General features: G+C 62.6%; 21 protein-coding genes. 10 read left to right on the top strand and 11 right to left on the bottom strand.

All coding sequences use genetic code 11. The annotated features are described in order from the left end of the window. Window positions 1–18: 18 nt before the first annotated feature. Window positions 19–732, bottom strand: coding sequence for a murein L,D-transpeptidase catalytic domain family protein (locus tag V3W40_RS06490; RefSeq protein WP_053134289.1), 714 nt, complete (start codon window positions 730–732; stop codon window positions 19–21). Window positions 733–772: 40 nt separating this feature from the next. Between V3W40_RS06490 and V3W40_RS06485 the strand changes: the two genes are divergently transcribed. Continuing rightward, window positions 773–2,374 (top strand): L,D-transpeptidase family protein, encoded by a 1,602-nt coding sequence (locus V3W40_RS06485; protein ID WP_330214674.1) that lies wholly within the window; start codon window positions 773–775, stop codon window positions 2,372–2,374. Here the strand turns inward: V3W40_RS06485 and V3W40_RS06480 are convergent. Next, window positions 2,371–2,874: an AAA family ATPase gene (locus tag V3W40_RS06480; protein WP_330214673.1), complete on the bottom strand. Its 504-nt coding sequence runs from the start codon at window positions 2,872–2,874 to the stop codon at window positions 2,371–2,373. The two genes, V3W40_RS06485 and V3W40_RS06480, sit on opposite strands and share 4 nt — an antisense overlap. 74 nt (window positions 2,875–2,948) lie before the next feature. Here V3W40_RS06480 and dapF point away from each other — a divergent pair, with 74 nt between their 5' ends. Then, window positions 2,949–3,752 (top strand): diaminopimelate epimerase, encoded by an 804-nt coding sequence (gene dapF, locus V3W40_RS06475; RefSeq protein WP_330214672.1) that lies wholly within the window; start codon window positions 2,949–2,951, stop codon window positions 3,750–3,752. Here the strand turns inward: dapF and V3W40_RS06470 are convergent. Together V3W40_RS06470 and V3W40_RS06465 are read right to left on the bottom strand one after the other, a co-directional pair. Further along, complete coding sequence (locus V3W40_RS06470; RefSeq protein ID WP_330214671.1) at window positions 3,740–4,882, bottom strand: PAS domain-containing sensor histidine kinase; 1,143 nt, start codon at window positions 4,880–4,882, stop codon at window positions 3,740–3,742. The genes dapF and V3W40_RS06470 overlap by 13 nt on opposite strands. Then, window positions 4,872–5,687 (bottom strand): alpha/beta fold hydrolase, encoded by an 816-nt coding sequence (locus tag V3W40_RS06465; RefSeq protein ID WP_330214670.1) that lies wholly within the window; start codon window positions 5,685–5,687, stop codon window positions 4,872–4,874. Before V3W40_RS06465 ends, V3W40_RS06470 begins: the two co-directional genes overlap by 11 nt. 128 nt (window positions 5,688–5,815) lie before the next feature. Here V3W40_RS06465 and V3W40_RS06460 point away from each other — a divergent pair, with 128 nt between their 5' ends. Beyond that, window positions 5,816–7,021 carry a TPM domain-containing protein gene (locus V3W40_RS06460; protein ID WP_330214669.1) on the top strand — a complete coding sequence of 402 codons (1,206 nt, stop codon included), beginning with the start codon at window positions 5,816–5,818 and terminating at the stop codon, window positions 7,019–7,021. A 59-nt stretch (window positions 7,022–7,080) separates the two neighbouring features. Here V3W40_RS06460 and V3W40_RS06455 read toward each other — a convergent pair whose 3' ends face one another. From V3W40_RS06455 to V3W40_RS06445, 3 genes are all read right to left on the bottom strand, one after another. Then, the gene (locus V3W40_RS06455) at window positions 7,081–7,506 is read right to left on the bottom strand and encodes a GNAT family N-acetyltransferase (protein WP_065924614.1); all 426 of its coding nucleotides are present in this window, start codon (window positions 7,504–7,506) and stop codon (window positions 7,081–7,083) included. Window positions 7,507–7,524: 18 nt separating this feature from the next. Beyond that, window positions 7,525–8,016 carry a GNAT family N-acetyltransferase gene (locus V3W40_RS06450; protein WP_323147416.1) on the bottom strand — a complete coding sequence of 164 codons (492 nt, stop codon included), beginning with the start codon at window positions 8,014–8,016 and terminating at the stop codon, window positions 7,525–7,527. Window positions 8,017–8,400: 384 nt separating this feature from the next. Beyond that, window positions 8,401–8,730 (bottom strand): DHCW motif cupin fold protein, encoded by a 330-nt coding sequence (locus V3W40_RS06445; RefSeq protein WP_330214668.1) that lies wholly within the window; start codon window positions 8,728–8,730, stop codon window positions 8,401–8,403. Between the two features lie 140 nt (window positions 8,731–8,870). On the opposite strand from V3W40_RS06445, the gene V3W40_RS06440 reads away from it, so the two are divergent. Then, window positions 8,871–9,356: an HIT family protein gene (locus V3W40_RS06440; protein ID WP_330214667.1), complete on the top strand. Its 486-nt coding sequence runs from the start codon at window positions 8,871–8,873 to the stop codon at window positions 9,354–9,356. Between the two features lie 157 nt (window positions 9,357–9,513). Then, window positions 9,514–10,335: a hypothetical protein gene (locus V3W40_RS06435; protein WP_330214666.1), complete on the top strand. Its 822-nt coding sequence runs from the start codon at window positions 9,514–9,516 to the stop codon at window positions 10,333–10,335. Here V3W40_RS06435 and V3W40_RS06430 read toward each other — a convergent pair. The 4 genes from V3W40_RS06430 to V3W40_RS06415 all read right to left on the bottom strand — a co-directional run bounded on the left by V3W40_RS06430 (window position 10,292) and on the right by V3W40_RS06415 (window position 13,198). Next, on the bottom strand, window positions 10,292–10,768 hold the full coding sequence (locus tag V3W40_RS06430; protein WP_065948114.1) for a DUF488 domain-containing protein: 477 nt from the start codon (window positions 10,766–10,768) through the stop codon (window positions 10,292–10,294). The two genes, V3W40_RS06435 and V3W40_RS06430, sit on opposite strands and share 44 nt — an antisense overlap. A 151-nt stretch (window positions 10,769–10,919) precedes the next feature. Further along, on the bottom strand, window positions 10,920–11,387 hold the full coding sequence (locus V3W40_RS06425) for a GNAT family N-acetyltransferase (RefSeq protein WP_065948113.1): 468 nt from the start codon (window positions 11,385–11,387) through the stop codon (window positions 10,920–10,922). A gap of 738 nt (window positions 11,388–12,125) precedes the next feature. Continuing rightward, window positions 12,126–12,593, bottom strand: coding sequence for a copper chaperone PCu(A)C (locus V3W40_RS06420; protein ID WP_330214665.1), 468 nt, complete (start codon window positions 12,591–12,593; stop codon window positions 12,126–12,128). Continuing rightward, the gene (locus tag V3W40_RS06415) at window positions 12,593–13,198 is read right to left on the bottom strand and encodes an SCO family protein (RefSeq protein ID WP_024074981.1); all 606 of its coding nucleotides are present in this window, start codon (window positions 13,196–13,198) and stop codon (window positions 12,593–12,595) included. Before V3W40_RS06415 ends, V3W40_RS06420 begins: the two co-directional genes overlap by 1 nt. A gap of 181 nt (window positions 13,199–13,379) precedes the next feature. On the opposite strand from V3W40_RS06415, the gene V3W40_RS06410 reads away from it, so the two are divergent. The 5 genes from V3W40_RS06410 (at window position 13,380) to hemN (ending at window position 17,466) form a co-directional block, all read left to right on the top strand. Beyond that, complete coding sequence (locus V3W40_RS06410) at window positions 13,380–13,763, top strand: DUF2946 domain-containing protein (RefSeq protein WP_065924620.1); 384 nt, start codon at window positions 13,380–13,382, stop codon at window positions 13,761–13,763. A gap of 62 nt (window positions 13,764–13,825) precedes the next feature. Continuing rightward, window positions 13,826–14,371, top strand: a complete 546-nt coding sequence (locus V3W40_RS06405) for a putative natural product biosynthesis protein (RefSeq protein WP_330214664.1) — start codon at window positions 13,826–13,828, stop codon at window positions 14,369–14,371. 86 nt (window positions 14,372–14,457) lie between these two features. Beyond that, window positions 14,458–14,901, top strand: a complete 444-nt coding sequence (locus tag V3W40_RS06400; protein WP_065948120.1) for a CopD family copper resistance protein — start codon at window positions 14,458–14,460, stop codon at window positions 14,899–14,901. A 77-nt stretch (window positions 14,902–14,978) separates the two neighbouring features. Then, a complete protein-coding gene (locus tag V3W40_RS06395) occupies window positions 14,979–16,094 on the top strand; it encodes a coproporphyrinogen III oxidase (protein ID WP_330214663.1) in 1,116 nt (371 codons plus the stop codon). Further along, window positions 16,081–17,466, top strand: a complete 1,386-nt coding sequence (gene hemN, locus V3W40_RS06390; protein ID WP_065948121.1) for an oxygen-independent coproporphyrinogen III oxidase — start codon at window positions 16,081–16,083, stop codon at window positions 17,464–17,466. The genes V3W40_RS06395 and hemN overlap by 14 nt, the downstream gene beginning before the upstream one ends. The last annotated feature ends 200 nt before the right edge of the window (window positions 17,467–17,666 follow it).

The raw sequence follows: 17,666 nt of genomic DNA, 5'->3' as shown, positions 1-17,666 counted from the left end.
TTTATCTGTGGGGACAGGCTAACCGCCACGGATTGTACGACTACTCGCCACCTGCTGGGGTTTGCAATTGAGGTACGTCGAGGACTTCAACCAACGTTGGTCGGGGTACCACGAAAACATGAACTGCCCATCCTTGAGCTTGTCCACCACCTGGCGTGCCACCTGCGGGCGCACGGCCGGGCAACCCTGGCTGCGGCCGATGCGGCCTTCGCGCTTGCTCCACAAGGGGCTGACGTAGTCGGCGGCGTGAATCACGATGGCGCGGTCGCGGGCCTGGTCATTGAACCCCGGCTCCAGGCCGTCCATGCGCAGCGAGTAGCCATGGGTGCCGAGGTAGCTTTCCTGGGTGCGGAACAGGCCCAGGCTGGATTGATGGCTGCCTTCCAGGTTGGAGAATTGGGTGGCGAAGTTTTCCCCGGACTTTGCGCCGTGGGCCACCAGGTCGCGCAGCACCAGGGTTTTCTTGCGCAGGTCGAAGATCCACAGCCGACGGGCGGTTGAAGGTTGGGAATAGTCAATCACGGCCAGGCGCTCGGAGCGTTCCTCGCCATTATTGACGGCGCATTGCACGGCGTTCAGGGCGCTTTTCAGTACCGTGGGATTGAGTTCTGGAGCCGAGCGCGCCAGGCTGCTATACAAGGAAGGAGGGTTGCCATTGGCGGCGAGCGTAATAGTGCTCAGTAAAGCCAGGCCCACGGTGACCAAACCGAGGCGGCACATAAAAGTCAGCATCTACAGTACATCCCCCCCACTGTGGATTGGAGCAAAGCTATTGTTCAAAAAACACGCATGTTACTTGAGCATTTGCCTGCTCGTTGCACCATTGGTCGCCACAGCCGACGTGCTGCCGGTCGAGCCATTGCCGGTCACCACGCCGGCGCCGGTCGAACTGGCCCCGCTGCAACAGGCACTGGCGCAAATGCCGGGTGTCTGCCCCGGCCTTGCCGCGCAGATAGACGCCGCCGCCCAACTGCGCCTGCAGGCGTTCTACCAGCAGCAGGGGAATGGGCCGCTGTGGTCCGCCAACGATCGCCGCGAGGCACTGCACGCCCAATTGCAGCTGCTCGCCGATGACGGGCTGGACCCCACCCACTATAGTCTGCCTGCGGCGGATGCCACGGCCAATGTGCTGTGCAGCGACATCGACATCAGCCAGCACTACCTGCAAGCCCTGCAGGATCTGCATTACGGGCGCCTGCAGCAATCGCGCTTCGAACCGCTGTGGCATTCGCAGCCGCCCACCCGCGACCCCGACACCGAAGTGCTGGCCCTCGCTGCCCTCGGCCTGCAAAACATGGCGCAAGCCTTTGACCAGGCGCGCCCCAGCGCCGACCTGTACCGCAGCCTGCGCAACGCCTATTCCACGGTCCGCCTGCAACCCTTGCCCCATTGGGATCCGGTCGGCAGCGGCCCGTTATTGCGCCCCGGCATGGACGACCCGCGTGTCCCGGAACTGGCCCGTCGGCTCCACAGCGGTGGCTACCTGTCTGTCGAGCCCAAGGGCGCGGGCAAACAATACGGTCCGGAACTGGTCACCGCGGTGAAGGCCTTCCAGCTCAGCCACTCCCTGCAATCGGACGGCGTGATCGGTGCCGGCACCGTGGCCGAACTCAATATCAGCCCGGCCATGCGCCGCGAACAACTGCGCATCAACCTCGAGCGTTTCCGCTGGCTGGCCCAGGACCTGGAGCCCGAAGGCGTACTGGTCAACGTCGCCGCCGCGCAACTGAGCGTGTACCAGAGCGGCATCCCGGTGTGGCAGACCCGCCTGCAAGTGGGCCGCGCCGAACGCCAGACGCCGCTGCTCAAGTCACGCATCACCCGGTTGACCCTCAACCCCACCTGGACCATCCCGCCCACCATCATGCGCGAGGACAAACTCCCGGCCATCCGCCTCAACCCCGAGTACCTGCGCCAGCAGAACCTGCAAGTGCTCGACGCCGAAGGCCACCCGCTGGCGCCGGAAAATATCGACTGGGCGCGCCCCGGCAATATCCTCCTGCGCCAGGAAGCGGGCCCGCGCAACCCACTGGGCAAGATCGTGATGCGCTTCCCCAACCCGTACTCGGTGTACCTGCACGACACCCCCAGCCAACCGCTGTTCACCAAGGGCCCGCGGGCGTTCAGCTCCGGTTGCGTGCGGGTCGAACAACCGCTGCTGCTGCGCGACCTGCTGGTCAGCCCGGCCGAACGCGCGCGCACCGATGAACTGCTGGCCACCGGCGTGACCCATGAATTCCGGCTGGCCACCCCGGTGCCGGTGCTGTTGGGCTACTGGACGGTGCAGGTCGACGGCCAGGGTGACCTGGTGTATGCGCCGGATATTTATGGGCGCGACCTGGTGTTGATGAAGGCGATGGGGAGTGTGCTCTAGGGCATTGCCGTGTGGGCAACGATTGACGTGACGGCCTCGGTAGCTGTCACGGAGGCCGTGTCCAGGGTCAACACGGGTTGGTCCCAACGCTCATATTCATGCGCCGATACCGACTGCCAAGTCGGCGGCGTCAACCCAGGAATGTCGCCCCTACGGGTTTCCACCCGGCGCCGGTGTTCCTGTGCGTCTGTACACACCACCTGAATATTGACCAGCGCCACGTCTGCCGTCGCGGCCGTCGCTGTCCAGGCTGCCCGACTCTCCTTGACCGGGTTCACGCAATCGGCGACGACCCTATGGCCCAACTGCAAGTTACTCAGCGCCAGCGCATTCGCCACGCCGTAACCGCTGGCACCGACATCACCCGCCAATACGCCCGCGTCGCGAATCGCCTGCTCGATCACATCGATGCGCAGGTAAACCGCACCGGTCTGGCGCGCCAACTCGCGGGCAATCGTGGTTTTGCCGGTGCCGGGCAGGCCGCTGAAGACGATAAGCATGCTTGACTCTCGATAAGCTTGGGTCGGTTCAGGGTATCCTCCAGTTCCCCCACCGGTCGACCCCAGGACAGCCCATGACCTTGCCGTTCACAAAGATGCACGCCCACGGCGACGATTTCATCATTATCGACCGCCGTGGCCTGGACGACCCTGTTACCCCCGAGGTCGCCCGCCGCCTGGGCAATCGCCACACCGGTATCGGCTTTAATCAATTGGCCGTGGTGCTCGACTGCGAAGACGCCGCTGCGCGCATCAAGTTCTGGAACCCCAATGGCACGCCGCTGCAAGCCTGTGGCAGCGCCACGCGCGGGGTGGCCGACCGCTTGATGCATGAAACCCGCAGCGATTCGGTTGTGCTGCGCACCGACCGGGGCCTGCTGACCTGCGTGCGGGTAGCGGATCGTCAAGTGTCGGTCAACATGGGTGAGCCGTCGCTGGACTGGTCGGCCGTGCCGCTGGCCGAGGCCATGGATACGGGTACGTTACCGCTGGCGGGCAACCCGGCGGCGTGCAGCATGGGCAACCCCCATTGCACGTTTTTTGTGGCCGACATCAACGCCATCGATCCGGCCGCCGTCGGCCCGGCGCTGGAAATTCACCCGCTGTTCCCGGCCAGGACCAATGTGCATTTCGTGCAGGTGCTCGACCGTGGGCATATCCGCCTGCGCATTTGGGAGCGTGGCGGCGGCGTGCCGTTGGGCTCCGGTTCGTGCTGCTGCGGCGCGGTGGTCAATGGCATCCGCCGTGGCTTGCTGGATGCCACGGTGCAGGTGCAGTGCGACGGCGGTACGGTCACGGTGTGTTGGGACGGGCAGGGCGGTGTGGTGTTGACGGGCAGTGTGGAGCCGATCATGCAGGGCAGCGCCTACCTGTTCTGAAACGTCACCGTGAAGGTGGTGCCGGCCGTGGCACAGGAACTCACCGCCACATCGCCGCCATGGACCTTGGCCAACTCCCGCACGATATACAGGCCCAGGCCCACACTGCGCACGTCGCTGCCCTGGTCGGTGCCACGGGTCATGGGCTCGAACAGCCCGGCCAGCAAACCTGCCGGAATCGCCGTGCCGTGGTTGTGCACCGCCACTTCGCAAGCGCCGGCATCCAGGCGCGAGGTGATGGTGATCGGCCGTCGCGGGTCACCATAGGCCACGCTGTTAGCCACCAGGTTGCCGATGATCTGCTGCACGCGATCGGCATCCAGGCAGGCGTCGCCACGGCCCTGTGCGTGATGCTCCAGCGTTGCCTTGGGGAACGCCACGCGCAGTTCGTCCACCGCGCGATGGATCACCTCGTGCAGGTCCAGCGGCGCCGCCTTGATGGTGATGCCCTGGCCGACCCGTGCCTGGGTAAAGTCCAGCAGGTCGGCGATCATGCGTTGCGCGCGCTCGGAGGACTGGCCGATATGCCCCAGCAGTTGGCGCTCCTTGGGTGTGCGTTCGCCACGGCTGAGAAAGTCCGAGGCCATGCGGATCGCCGTGAGCGGGTTTTTCAGGTCATGGCTGACAATCGCGACCATCTGCTCGGCAAACAGGGCGCGACGCTGGGCGATGGCGTAGGCCTCGTTCAGTTCGGCCTGGGCTTGTTGCAGCGCGACTTCGGTGGCGGTTTTTTCCTGCAACAGCGCTTCGGCCAGGTGGCGCGCGTTGAGCAGCTCGCGCTCGTACTTGTCGCGGTCGGTGGTGCCGAACAGCGCCAGGTCGTACACCACGGCGCCGGCCTGTTCGCGTTTGTTGCCGTTGAGCAGCACGGTCAGCTTGTGGCCGTCGCGGTGCAGCAGGTCCAGCTTCACCTCGGTGACGCTGCCGTGCATGCGCAGCATCGGCGCCAGGTGGGTCTGGTGGAAGATCCTCCCGCCCATGCTCAGCAGGTCTTGGAAGCGCCGGCCATGCAGCTCGGCGATGCTGAACCCCAGCCAGTCGCTGAAGCGCGCGTTGGCCTGCTGGATCGTGCCATCTTCCGTGGTGACGGCCAGGGCGCAGGCGGCACTGTCGAACAGATCAGCCGGCACGTGCGGCCATCCAGGGCACCAGGAAGGCGTCCATGGCCGCCGTGCAGGCCTGCGGCGCGCTCATGTGCGGGCAATGGCCGACGTTGTCCACCAGGCAATAGGTGCTGTTGGGCAGCACGCTGTGCAGGTATTCACCCACGGCCACCGGGGCGATCAGGTCGTCACTCGATTGCAGGATCAGCACCGGGGTGGGCAGGCCGATCACGTCCTGGCGGTTGTCCGACATAAAGGTCACGCGCGCGAACTGCCTGGCGATCTCCGGCTCGGTGCGGCAGAAACTCTCGGTCAGCTCGTCGCTCAGCGCCGGTTGGCCGGGGGCGCCCATGATCACCGGGGCCATGGCGCTGGACCAGCCGAGGTAGTTGCTGTCGAGGGTGTCGAGCAGGTCGTCGATGTCGGCGCGTTTGAAACCGCCCACGTAGCCGTCGGCATCGAGATAGCGTGGCGACGGTCCGATCATTACATGGGCTGCGACACGGCCGGGGGCCAGGCGGTCGGCTAGGGTGCCGATCATCGCACTGACCGAGTGCCCCACCAGAATCACCGGGCCCTCGGCAAAGGCGTCGATGATCTCGTTCAAGTCGCGGGCATAGCCGTCCAGCGCGCTGTACTTGGCCTTGTCAAAGGCGTTGAGGTCGGAGAGACCTGCGCCCACAAGGTCATACATCACCACGCGAAAACGCTCTTTGAACTGCGGCGCGAGGTAGTTCCACATGGCCTGGTTGCAGCCAAAACCATGGGAAAACACCAGGGTCGAGGGCCCGTCACTCATCACGTTGACGTTGTTGCGCTGGAGTAGGCCCATGGGGATCTCGAAGTTATGGCGTATTGCTAGGTGTGCTGCAGTTTAGATAGTCGATGGCTTTGGGTCACGCGTTATAGCGCCGATAGGGTAAAGTCGGCGCCTTCAGGAAGAAACTTCAGGTAACAAACATGATGCGGTGGTTGCGGCAATCCGTCTTGAGTCTGCTGGTATTGATGTCCGCCGGCCTGTTTATCACCGCCCAGGCCGAGACGTCGCCCATCGGCGTGGCCCTCGACCAGCGGGTGATCGACCTCACTAACACCCTCGACGCCGCCACCACCACCCGTCTGCAAGACCAGCTCGCCGCCCTTGAGCAGCGCAAAGGCGCGCAGGTGGCGGTGTTGCTGGTGCCCACCACCCGTGGCGCGAGCATCGAGGACTACGCCAACCAACTGTTCCGCGCCTGGAAACTGGGGCGCAAGGATGTCAACGACGGCATCCTGCTGGTGGTGGCCAAGGACGATCGCAAGGTGCGCATCGAGGTGGGCTATGGCCTGGAGGGCACGGTGACCGACCTGCTGGCCCACCGGATTATTGAAGAACACATCACCCCGGCCTTTCGCCAGGGCGACTATGCCGGCGGTGTCGAGCAGGGCGTGAACGACCTGGTTGTCCTGGTGGATGGCGGTGACTTGCCGCAAGTGGCCGGGCAGGGCGGCAGTCTTGAGGCGCTTGCGGTGTTGCTGGCGTTCTTGTGCGGTGCCGTCGGCGGCGTGCTGGTCGCGGCGCGCAAGCTCGGCTGGCGTGGGGCGCTGATCGCCACCGCAGCCGTTACCGTGGCGCTGGTGGTATTCGCCGGTGGCCGGGAATGGCCGATGTACCTGCTGGTACTGCCGCTGACCCTCCTGATCGGCGGCGCCACCTTCGGCGCCTTGTGGCTGGCGCGCACGGCGTTCTACTGCGTGATAGGGCTGTTGGCCTACATCGCCGGGGTGGTGATCGCCAACCGGTTCGTGGAGGTCAGCTATATCCATTGGCTGGTGTGGCCGTTTGGCGCGGCGTTGGTGCTGGGCTTGTACCTCGGGTTGTTCTTCGTCATCAGGGCATCCTGGAAAAAGCGCCCGCGCTTTTTCCTCCTGCGTGCGCTGGCGGTCATGGCCATCTACGTCGCTGCGGCGACACTGCTGGGGCACGGGTATCAGGGCTGGATCGTGGCGATTCCAGTGGCCTCCTTTGTGGCGTTTATCGTGTTTGTGCAGAGCATCGCCAGTTCCGGCTCGGGGTCCGGTTCGGGCGGTGGTTCCGGTTCGGGCTCCAGTGGCTCCAGCTCCAGCAGCAGTTCCTCGGGGGGCGGTGGTTCCAGTGGCGGTGGCGGGGCGTCGGGGAGTTGGTAATCGGCGGTTGTTCGGCGTGACGCCAGGCTGCAAGCGGCTGTCGGGCAAAGCCTTGGACGTTACAGCCGCTTGGACAGAAACACGCGACTGCTGCCTGCCGGTTCACATGGGACTTCCCCGAACCGCACCCACCCATGCTTTTCATAAAAGCCCGGTGCCTGAAAACTGAGGGTATAGAGCACCGCGTTCGCGCAGCCGCGACGCCGGGCTTCGTGCTCAAAGGCGTGCAGCAATCGGCTGCCGAGGCCTGTGCCGCGCAGGGTCTCGGGCAGGTGGAACAGGTCGAGAAAAGCCATGCCCAGGGTGGTTTTGCCGGTGATGCCGCCGACGATCTGCCGGGTATCGGGATCTTTGAGCAATACCGTCAGAGGCAGGCGATCGTTGTAGCCGGCGATACCTTCGTTGAACGCAGCCAGGCCGTTGCCGAGCATACGCTCGGCGTCGGGATTGGCCTGGTCGCTGACTTCAATAAGCGCTGCGGTCATTGCGAAACCCTCCGTTGGTTAAAGCGTCATCAGCATCTCATGCCAGGCCATGCCGCCATGATCCGAGGGTGACGGCTGCATGTAGGTGTAGCCCATGCGGGTGTACAACGGCACATGCTGTTCCTTGCACATCAGGTGAATCGTGCGCTTGCCCATGGCGTGCATGCGCTGCACGAACTCGCTCATCAGCACCTTGGAATACCCCTTGCCCTGATGCGCCGGGTCGACCACCACCGACATGATCACCACATTCGGCGCCTCGGCCGAATGCCCCACCAGTTCCTTGAACGCCTCGTCCGACATCACCACTTCGTGGGCACAGCCGCTGTTGATAAAACCTGCCACTTCGCCATCGGCTTCCAGGATCAAAAAACCTTGCGGGTATAGGGCAATGCGCGTGGCGATCTTTTCCAGGGTCGCGGCTTCGTCGCCCTCGTAGGCGGTGATTTCAATTTCAAAGCAACGGGCGGCGTCGGCGGGGAGGGCGTTGCGCAAGGTGAGGGCGGGCATGGGCGTTTCCTGGGGCGTTGAGCGAAAGGCCACATCATAACGGCCTCGCTGGGACTCTGCGCAGAACACAGATCGAAATTGTGGGAGGGGGCTTGCCCCCGATGGCCATGGGTATCTACACAACTTCCAGTGAATACGGAATCTATGGCAATTAGGCTCCTGTGGTGAGCGGGCTTGTCCCGCGTTGGGCTGCGCAGCAGCCCCAAAACCAGGCGCAGAGGAGTGTCTGATACACCACATCTGTCTTCATCAGGGGCGCTTCGCACCCCAACGCGGGCGGTGCGACGATTCGACAAGCCCGCTCGCCACAGAGGTCCCAGTTTGCTGCGCGACAGCGCTACGTCGAAGAGGTAGTGGCACCTCCCTCGCCACAAAGGTCACCCTTCAATCCACGATAAATAGCTTCGCCCCGACACTCGTCGAGGAACGATGCGCCTCCATGTCATTGCCCACCTGATAACTCATCCCGGCCGTCAGCGTGAACCGGCGGCCGTCTTCCAGCTCGGTGTGCAACTCGCCTTCCAGGCACAGCAGCACATGCCCGCGCCGGCACCAGTGATCGGCCAGGTAGCCGGGGCTGTAATCCACTCTGCGCACGCGGGTGGTGCCGAAGTGGCAGGTGCGCCATGAGGCACTGCCGCTGACGCCGGGGTGAAGCTCGGGTTCGACGGTGGACCAGTCGGTGATGCCAAACGGGACAGCGGTGAGTTCCATGGTTTGCTCGGTCGTGGGTGGTCGTGACGGGAAGCTATCGGGCTGAGGCTGCATGGGGTAGACACAGATCCCGTGGTTTTGTGGGATACAGGCGTGCGTGCTTGTTATCCTGCCGACCTTGCTCCCAAGGACGCGCACTGATGCAGATCGACCCCGCCTACATCCTGTTTGAGACCGAGCACTGGCTGCTCAACCATCACCTGGCTTCGAAGCTGCCGGGTTACCTGATGCTGGGTGCTAAGGCGCCTGTTGATTCCCTCGCCGATATGCCGGATGCAGCGCTGGCCGAACTGGGTGGACTGCTGGCGAAAACCCAGCGTGTCATGGAGGCGCAACTCAAGCCCAAGTGGTTGTATATCAGCCGCTATGGGCATCTGCCGGGGTTCCCGCTGCACTTTCATTTCATCCCGGTGTATGACTGGGTGGAAGACGCGTTCTGGCGGGACGAGCGTTATCGGCGGTTGCAGGATTTGGGTTCCCAGGACCTGGCCAAAACCCTCACCGATGGCGCGGAACTGACGCTGTTTGTGTGGCGGGAGTTGGGTGAAAGCCTGATGCCGCCGGTGATCAAAGGGCTGTCGGTTAAGCAGGTGATCGAGAGCTTGCGCGTGCATTTGCGTCACTGATGGAGATCCCCAGCGGGAGCTGACTTATCGGCACGGGTGGTGGCGTAGCATCAGAAATCGACGTGCTTCGTCATGTGTGCATGTGCCGTTACAAGTCTGTCTGGCAGCTTTCCGATGTCTGGATACAGTTCAGAAAAGACTTCTGGATATGACCCCCATGAAACGCAAAGTTCGAATCTTGATCCTGTGCAAAACCTACCCTTCCCCGAGCGCAAAATATGCCGAAACATCCTGCGTTGCGGGGATGGATGAGGCCGGCAATCTCATACGGCTGTATCCCGTACCGTTTCGCTTGGTGACTAGCGATCAGCAGTTTGCCAAGTGGCAATGGATCGAAGCCTCTGTAGAACGCAGCCCGGCGGACCGCAGGCCAGAAAGCCATAAGATCGGCGTGGACAGTATTTGTGTGGGCAGGGCCCTGCCCGCAGGCGATTGGTACGAAAGACAAGTCTTGCTGGACAGACTGATGGTTTATGAAAGTTTTGACGCACTGGAAAAGGCCAGGATTGAGCATAACGTCACGCTAGGCCTGATCAGGCCGGCACGCATCGCAGCGTTACGCATCCAGAAATCAGCATCTACAGAATGGACCCCAGAGGAAATTGACAAGCTGCAATCGATGCAACGCCAACCCAGCCTGTTTGAAGAGCAGGAACACGCCAGCATCAAGCGCCTGGAGAAAGTGCCCTTCGACTTTCATTACGTTTATGAGTGTTTGGTCGACGGTGAGCTGAAAACCCATATCCACAAAATTGTCGACTGGGAAGCCAGTCAACTCTTTAGAAACGTGTATCGCAAACACGGTGTAAAAGGTTGGGAAGCCCCCTTTCGGCACAAGCTGGAAACCGATCTACCCGACAAAGACCTCATGCTGTTGATGGGCACGATCCATCGTTTTCCCAAACAGTGGCTGATTATAAGCTTGATCTATCCGCCTAAGCGACAGAACGAAGACGATCAACAAATAGCGTTGTTTTGACCGGCAGATGCTGAACATCCAGCGACGGCTCCACTTCCTGCGCGGCTTCGGCGATCAAACTGCGATGGCAAAAACTTGCGTCCGCCTCATAGCAGACCATGCAGATACGCAGTTCAACCGCGCTGCAAAGCAGCTCGCTCAACACAGTGCCTTGGGTGCGGATATAAGCCCTGAACTCACGCGCATAGGTGGCCCAATTACCGTCTTCCTTGTATTGCTTGCGTATGGGCTTCGGGCAGCCGAGCGACCGGATGTGCTCATAGGCGATCCCCTCCGCAGCCAGGCATTGGGCAAAGGCATTTTTGGAGAAGCCTTTTTTTCGCGACAGCGGGTATTCACGCACATCCAGCACCTTGTCGATCCCGGCCTGCCTGAGTCGCGCGATGAATGCGTCGATAGACAGTCCTTCGTAGCCTGCGGTGTAGAGGTTCATGCGGAGTCTCCTAGGGCCTCCCGGCGCGATCAAAAGGTAAAAAAGCGCCGGGACTATAACATCGCCGGTTATTGACCAGACTTTGCGGGTGACGGGCGGAGTAGATTATTGCGTAACAAGCCAATGGCGCTTTTTTGGTTGGAACTCCGTTTCAACCCATCTGTTTTTTCATCGGAATACACGCCAACCGCAACCCCGACGGCGAGTGATAAATCGCCTGTTCATCGCCCACATAGCCGCACGCGCGATAAAAACTCGCGGCATTCAACGTCGCGTCCAGCACCACCTCTTCAATCGCCAGTTCCCGCGCGACCTGCTCAAGGTGATCCAGCATCGCCTTGCCATACCCGCATCCGGTAAATGCGGGCAACACGAACAGCGCGCCGACTTCGTTGTTGGCCGGGTCGAGCATGCCAGTGGCGATCGGCTCACCGTTCAACCAGCCCAGGTAGAACGGTTTTTCCATCAGCGCGCTGTAGCCGTCCTCGGCCTTGCCACGGGTCCAGAGCGCCATTTGTTCAGCGGTGTAGGCACCGATGCATTGGCTGCGAATGGCTGCGCGGCGGATGTCAAAAGCGGCGTTGGCGTCGGTGGGGGTGGCGCGTTTTATTTCCAGCATGGGTCCTTCCGTCATGGATTTCCGTTGCCCGCCCGGGTGAATGAATAAGGGAGGTGAGGGAGCTTGCTCCCGCTTTGGCAGTTTAATCCTATCAAGCACTCAGGCCGAGCAGTCGTTCTGCCAATCGGTTGCACCGTCGCCAATACCGCCCGGATCCTGGTCCAGGACGTGGCGGATGTGTTTACGGTGAGTTAATGTGACTTGAGCAGTGAGGAAACCCGCTTTGGCGGGTTCCACACTGCCTCTTGAACGTCATGGCCCTGACCAACATGCATCGAAAACAGCACCCACCACCAAGCCTGGCGCGGACAAAACTGTGGGAGGGGGCTTGCCCCGATAGCGTACTGTCTGCCCCGAATGTACTGGCTGACACACTGCTATCGGGGCATAGGTATCTACACAACTCTTAAAGGCTGACACATAACTCTGTGGTGAGCGGGCGGTGCGACGATTCGACAAGCCCGCTCACCACAAGAATGCGCTCGCCTGAAATTATTTATGCAGGACTCAAGACTTCAGTGTGAAATTTTAACCCTTTAAAATCAGTTAGTTATTTCAAGTTTGATAAGGGCTTTCTCCCGTTGGACTGCGCAGCAGTCCCGTTTTTTCAAACAAAGAGCGGGGGCCACTTCGCGGCCCAACGGGAGCAAGCTCCCTCGCCACAGGTACGGTGTTCGCCCTTAACTGCCTGCCGTTAGGGCTTGCCACAGGAACAGGCACCCCCTTAAATCCGCTGTATCAATGCATCTTGCTATGGTCCATGCCATCCAGCCCACGCGCCGTGGCCTGGACCTCAACGGTCTGCTTTTCGCCCTTGGCGTCCTGCACCGTCAGGGTCAGCGGCACCTGGTCACCTTCCTTGATCTGGCCGGTCAGGCCCATCAGCATCACGTGGTAGCCGTCCGGGTCGAGCTTGACTGCCTTGCCCGTCGGCAGGGCCACCGAGTCCACGGGGGCCATGCGCATCACGTCGTCCTTCATGCTCATCTCATGGATCTGCACATCCTTGGCCACCGGCGAGGCCACGCTGAGCAGCTTGCTGTCGCTGTCGGCGGTCACGGTCATGAATGCCCCGCTGGACGGTTGGCCCGGCACCGAGGCGCGCACCCAGGCGTCGGTGACTTGCACCTGGGCACTGGCGTGGGCGGTGAGGCCCAGCAGGGTGAGGCCAAGGGTGAAGCGCTTGAGGTGTTGAACGGCAGTCATTAGCAGACCTCCATGACGGTGAGCAGGTCTTCTGCGCACTCTTTAGCGGTAAGGGATGCCTGCAACCCCAGGCGCAGGTTGCCACGGGTGTCGAAGACAAAACTGGTGGCCGTGTGGGACAGGGTGTAGGTGTCGCCGGCGGGGATCTTTTCATAGAAGATCCCGAACTCCTTGGCGGCCACGGCGATTTCTTCCGGGGTGCCATACAGCGCTTCGAAGCTGGGGTCGAAGGCCTTGACGTACTTGTCGAGAATCTCCGGCGTATCGCGTTCCGGGTCCAGGGTGATAAAGATCACCTGCATGATCTCGCCGTCGCGGCCCATCAGTTTCTTGGCCTGGGCGGCGCGGGCCAGCGTGGTCGGGCACACGGCCGGGCACTGGGTGAAACCGAAGAACACCACCGGCATCAGGCCACGGTAGGAACTGAGGGTGACGGTGTCGCCCTCGGTGTTCTTGAGCTTGAAGGTGCGGCCCATGATCTTGTCGCTCAAGTCCTTGCCGTACTTGAAGTTCAACTTGGGGCTGTTGTCACAACCGGCCAGCAGGCCCAGGCCCAACAGGCCCATGCCGGTCAGGACCTTGCGGCGGGTGAATAACGTACTCATCAACGGTGCATCCTGTGAAACGCCCGCATTGCGCGAAATCAACTCGGCGGGCTTTGAATAGGAGTAAACGAGGAGGGCGCCAAGTCTACCAACCCTGGCCAGCCCGCGTAATCTGCGACGTTCTGCCACAGGGGCACGCTGGATTTCATCCTTTTGCACCGCTGGTGGTACAGTCGCCGCCATGAAATCGAGCCACCCCGACCGTTCCCTGATCGTCTGGACCCTGTACTTCTGCGTGCTGATGAACCTGTTCGTGTGCGGTTTGGGCCATGGCCAGATGACCGGCCAGCAGCTCAACGGGATCGGTGGCGCGTTCTGTGGAGTGGACGGCCAACAGGCGCCACTTTCCGACAAAGGGCTGGGCGCGCCGTCTTCCAGTAACATCTCGAACTACTTTGCCTGCCCGGTGTGCAACGCCGTGACCGTCGCGCTGGTGTTCCTGATCGGCCTGGCCTGGTTGCTGGGCCTGGGGCAAACCCCGCGCCCGGCCCATGAACGGCGCAACAAGGCACCGCCGCGTTATTCCTGGCCCTCGGCCAACCCCCGCGCATCCCCCGCATTCTGACGTGTGCCTTGGGCCTCCTGTGACCAGGGGGCGTTCTATCGTCACGACTGTGAGTGCGCTTTATGAACCATCACTTGCCTGCAGGCGCCAGCCGCCTGGTCAGCCAGGCGTCCCGCCGCCCGCGCGTGGAACCGGCACGCCCGGACTACCCCAGCAATGCCCGCTGCTTTGTGCACCTGGATGCACGCCTGTTGCCGTATTGGCACACCGTGTTCGACATCTGCCCGACGCTGCTCAAGCTCGACCCGCCCGAAGGCCTGAACCTGTTTCGCAGCTTTATGACCTGGGCCTATCGCAACCGCCCGGCCCAGGACTGGACGTATCACTTGAGCGTCTGTCGTTGGCTGTTGGGCTCGGCGTATCGCGCGCAGATTGGCGACGAGCCCATCGAGGCCTTCATGGCCGCCGCCGCAGCGCGCTGGATCAGTACCGATCAGAGCCCTGCGCTGGGCATCGTCCTGGCGTGGCGCGGGTCGAAGGTGTTCGATTGGAAGGACGCTCGGTTCGCGGCTGCCGAACAACAGGTGCTGCCCGCTCCAGCGTGGGAGTTTGCCTGGAGCCCGCTGACGCACCTGGGCGAATTCAACCGCTGGTTGCCGCTGCCGTGAACCGCGCTTGATCGGCATCAAGGCCACGGCCTGCGCAAGTCCGCACACTGAGGGTCCTCACTGGCCGGTCCCTCTGCGAGGCCTCCATGCTCTACCTCCTGTTGCTATTGGCCCACCTGTTCGCCGCGCTGATCTTTATCGGCACGGTGTTTTTCGAGGTGCTGATCCTGGGGCACCTGCACCAGCACTTGCCGATTCGGGTGATGGTGCTGGTGGAGCAGGGCGTCGGCCGGCGCGCCCGGGTAGTGATGCCGTGGGTGTTGCTGGTGCTGTTCGGCGCCGGGCTCGGCATGGTCTGGCTGCGTTATCTGCCGGCGTTGGCGGCACCGTTGGCGTCCTCGTTCGGCACGTTGCTGAGCCTCAAGTTGATCCTGGCCGCCAGCGTATTGCTGCACTTTCTGGTGACCATGGCGCGGATGCGCTGGGGCAAGGTCAGCGCGCGCTATAGCCGCTTTATTCACCTGAGCCTGTTCGCGCACATGGTCGCCATTGTGTTGCTGGCCAAGGGCATGTTTTACCTCAGTTGGTAACGACCTTGATGCATATCAAGGTGCGCCGACCAGTCGCACCGGACAATGCACCACCGCCGCCCGCTCCGGAGTCCGCCATGCGCACCCATCTTCATCCCACCCGCTTTCGTCAGGGCCAGGGCGTGCTGGACCTGGCCTGCGATGCGGACACGCGCCGCTTCCATGGCGGTGTGGGTTCCCTCGACCTGTTGCGTGCCCTGCGCGACAGTCGCCAGCGCCAGCGGCCCCTGGCGTTGAACCTGCAGTGGCCGGCGGTTGACGGCGGCGCCGACTACCTGCGCAGCCTCACCGAGGAAATCCAGTTGATCGGCTGCCAGCTCGGCCCGCGCCAACCGGTCGAGCACTTTCACCTGCGCGGCACCACGCCGACGATCGAGCAGGTGTGTACGTTGCTGGAACACCTGCACAGCCGCTTCAACTTTCTCGACCACGACCGTGGCGACTACCGAATCGACCTCGACCCCTGGCACATCGACTGGGCCACCATGGGCCTGTTGCGCGACCAGGGCTTCAACCATGCCAGCATCGGCGTGCCCGACGTCAGTCGCGAGGGACCGCTGTGCCAGGCGCGCTACCAGGACCCGGCGCCTATCGAATCGCTGGTGGATGCGGCGCGCACCTTTGGCTTTCGCTCGGTGAACATCGACCTCGGCTACGGCCATGCCTGGCAGACGCCGGCCAGTTTCGAGCAGAAACTGGCCAGCCTGATTGCCCTGGAGCCTGACCGCCTGCAACTGTTCGATTACGCCCAGCCACCAGTGCGCTATCAGGGCTGTCAATCCCAGGCGTTTTGCAGCACGGCGGATAAACGCGCCATGCGCCGCAGCGGCTTTGAACACCTGGCCGCCGCCGGGTATCACTACATCGGCCTGGGCCAGTTCGCGCGCACCGACGATGACCTCAAACAGGCCCAGGAGCGCGGTCGCCTCAGCCGTAATTGCGAAGGCTTCACCCTGCACGGCTACTGCGATCACATCGGCTTTGGCCTGGGGGCCATCAGCCAGATCGACACGCTGTGTGTCCAGAACACCCTGGATGCCCGTGAGTACTGCGCCCAGCTGAGCAACGGCCAGCTCGCCACCTGTTGTGGCAGGTTTCACGAAACCGCCGACCCGGCGCGTCTGTACGTCACCGAGCCCCTGACCACCCCCGTCAGCGCCAACGACGAGGTGATCGACCATGACGGCGTTTGAGTTCGACCGTGCCCTGGTGCACAAATACGACCGCCCGGGGCCGCGCTACACCTCGTACCCGACCGCGCCGCAGTTCAACAGCGCGTTTGCCCTGGACGACTATCACCAGGCCGTGCGCGCCAGTCACCAACTCGCCGCGCCCAAGGCGTTGTCGATGTACATCCATATTCCGTTCTGCCAGAGCCTTTGCTACTACTGCGGCTGCCACAAGATCATCACCCGCAAGACCCATCGCGCCGTCGAGTATGTGGCGTACCTCAAGCGCGAGATCCAGATGCAGGGCGCGCTGTTCGAGCGCTCGCGACGCCTGACCCAATTGCACCTGGGCGGCGGCACCCCGACGTATCTGGACGATGCGCAACTGGCCGAACTGATGGCCTGCCTGGCGGACAACTTCAGCCTGGATGACAGCGACGCCCATGAGTTCTCCATTGAGGTCGACCCGCGCACCATCAGCCTCGAGCGCATCAACACCCTGCGCCGCCTGGGCTTCAATCGCCTGAGCTTCGGCGTGCAGGACTTCGACCCCGACGTCCAGGCCGCCGTCAATCGCGTGCAAAGCGAAGCGCAGATCCTGCAACTGGTGGCGGCGGCCCGCGAGGCGCGCTTCAAGTCGGTGAGTGTCGACCTGATCTACGGCCTGCCCCTGCAAACCGTGGCCAGCTTCGACGTAACCCTGAGCAAGCTGATCGCCCTGCGCCCCGACCGCGTGGCCGCCTACAGCTACGCGCACCTGCCAAGCCAGATCCGCGCCCAGCGCATGATCCGCCCCGAAGACATGCCACCCCCGGCACGCAAGCTGGAGCTGCTGGAACTGACCATTCGCCGCCTCACCGAGGCCGGGTATGTCTACATCGGCATGGACCATTTCGCCCTGCCCGACGATGAGTTGGCACTGGCCCGCGTCAACGGCAGCCTGCAACGTAACTTCCAGGGTTACTCCACCCATGCCGATTGCGACTTGATCGGCCTGGGCGTATCGGCCATCGGCAAGGTCGGCGACAGCTACAGCCAGAGCGTCAAGGAACTGTCCCAGTACTACGCGCGCATCGATGCGGGCATGCTGCCGGTGCAACGCGGTTACCGGCTCAACCCCGACGACGTACTGCGCCGCGAGGTGATCAATGGGTTGATGTGCGACGGCCGCGTCGATGTCGCCCAGGTGGAAGCGGCCCATGGCATTCGCTTCAATGAGTATTTTGCCCAAGCGTTGACGCAGTTGGACGAGCAAGTGGCGGACGGGCTGTTGCTGGTTCGGGACGACGCGCTGCAACTGCTGCCCAAGGGCCAACTGATGGTACGCAGCGTGGCCATGGCCTTCGACGCCTACCTGGGCGGTGCCCACAAAGGCCAATTCTCCCGCACCGTCTGACCCACCACGCAGCCCGATAGCAGTGTGTCAGCCAACACCTCTACCAACCCTGCCACCGCCATCGAAGCCTCGCTGAAGCTCGACATCTCCCACAGGGGATCAGCGGTGCCCATCAGACCTACGGCCGGACGTTTTCTACCTGTCAACAACATTCAAATGTGGGAGGGGCGGTGCGACGATTCGACTTGCTCCCGATAGCG

The sequence above is a fragment of the Pseudomonas sp. AM8 genome, from assembly GCF_036346475.1.
Lineage (GTDB): Bacteria > Pseudomonadota > Gammaproteobacteria > Pseudomonadales > Pseudomonadaceae > Aquipseudomonas > Aquipseudomonas marginalis.
The sequence above is the reverse complement of the archived record's forward strand: the minus strand, read 5'-3'. Positions and strand labels throughout refer to the sequence as shown.

Bases quoted from the DNA above. Each gene is read 5' to 3' on its own strand.
- V3W40_RS06455 (WP_065924614.1), bottom strand. From the start codon at position 7,506: ATGACCGCAGCGCTTATTGAAGTCAGCGACCAGGCCAATCCCGACGCC.
- V3W40_RS06415 (WP_024074981.1), bottom strand. From the start codon at position 13,198: ATGAGTACGTTATTCACCCGCCGCAAGGTCCTGACCGGCATGGGCCTG.
- hemN (WP_065948121.1), top strand. From the start codon at position 16,081: ATGACGGCGTTTGAGTTCGACCGTGCCCTGGTGCACAAATACGACCGC.
- V3W40_RS06420 (WP_330214665.1), bottom strand. From the start codon at position 12,593: ATGACTGCCGTTCAACACCTCAAGCGCTTCACCCTTGGCCTCACCCTG.
- V3W40_RS06450 (WP_323147416.1), bottom strand. From the start codon at position 8,016: ATGCCCGCCCTCACCTTGCGCAACGCCCTCCCCGCCGACGCCGCCCGT.
- V3W40_RS06410 (WP_065924620.1), top strand. From the start codon at position 13,380: ATGAAATCGAGCCACCCCGACCGTTCCCTGATCGTCTGGACCCTGTAC.
- V3W40_RS06400 (WP_065948120.1), top strand. From the start codon at position 14,458: ATGCTCTACCTCCTGTTGCTATTGGCCCACCTGTTCGCCGCGCTGATC.
- V3W40_RS06460 (WP_330214669.1), top strand. From the start codon at position 5,816: ATGATGCGGTGGTTGCGGCAATCCGTCTTGAGTCTGCTGGTATTGATG.
- V3W40_RS06465 (WP_330214670.1), bottom strand. From the start codon at position 5,687: ATGGGCCTACTCCAGCGCAACAACGTCAACGTGATGAGTGACGGGCCC.
- V3W40_RS06405 (WP_330214664.1), top strand. From the start codon at position 13,826: ATGAACCATCACTTGCCTGCAGGCGCCAGCCGCCTGGTCAGCCAGGCG.
- dapF (WP_330214672.1), top strand. From the start codon at position 2,949: ATGACCTTGCCGTTCACAAAGATGCACGCCCACGGCGACGATTTCATC.
- V3W40_RS06430 (WP_065948114.1), bottom strand. From the start codon at position 10,768: ATGAACCTCTACACCGCAGGCTACGAAGGACTGTCTATCGACGCATTC.
- V3W40_RS06480 (WP_330214673.1), bottom strand. From the start codon at position 2,874: ATGCTTATCGTCTTCAGCGGCCTGCCCGGCACCGGCAAAACCACGATT.
- V3W40_RS06445 (WP_330214668.1), bottom strand. From the start codon at position 8,730: ATGGAACTCACCGCTGTCCCGTTTGGCATCACCGACTGGTCCACCGTC.
- V3W40_RS06425 (WP_065948113.1), bottom strand. From the start codon at position 11,387: ATGCTGGAAATAAAACGCGCCACCCCCACCGACGCCAACGCCGCTTTT.
- V3W40_RS06490 (WP_053134289.1), bottom strand. From the start codon at position 732: ATGCTGACTTTTATGTGCCGCCTCGGTTTGGTCACCGTGGGCCTGGCT.
- V3W40_RS06395 (WP_330214663.1), top strand. From the start codon at position 14,979: ATGCGCACCCATCTTCATCCCACCCGCTTTCGTCAGGGCCAGGGCGTG.
- V3W40_RS06435 (WP_330214666.1), top strand. From the start codon at position 9,514: ATGAAACGCAAAGTTCGAATCTTGATCCTGTGCAAAACCTACCCTTCC.
- V3W40_RS06440 (WP_330214667.1), top strand. From the start codon at position 8,871: ATGCAGATCGACCCCGCCTACATCCTGTTTGAGACCGAGCACTGGCTG.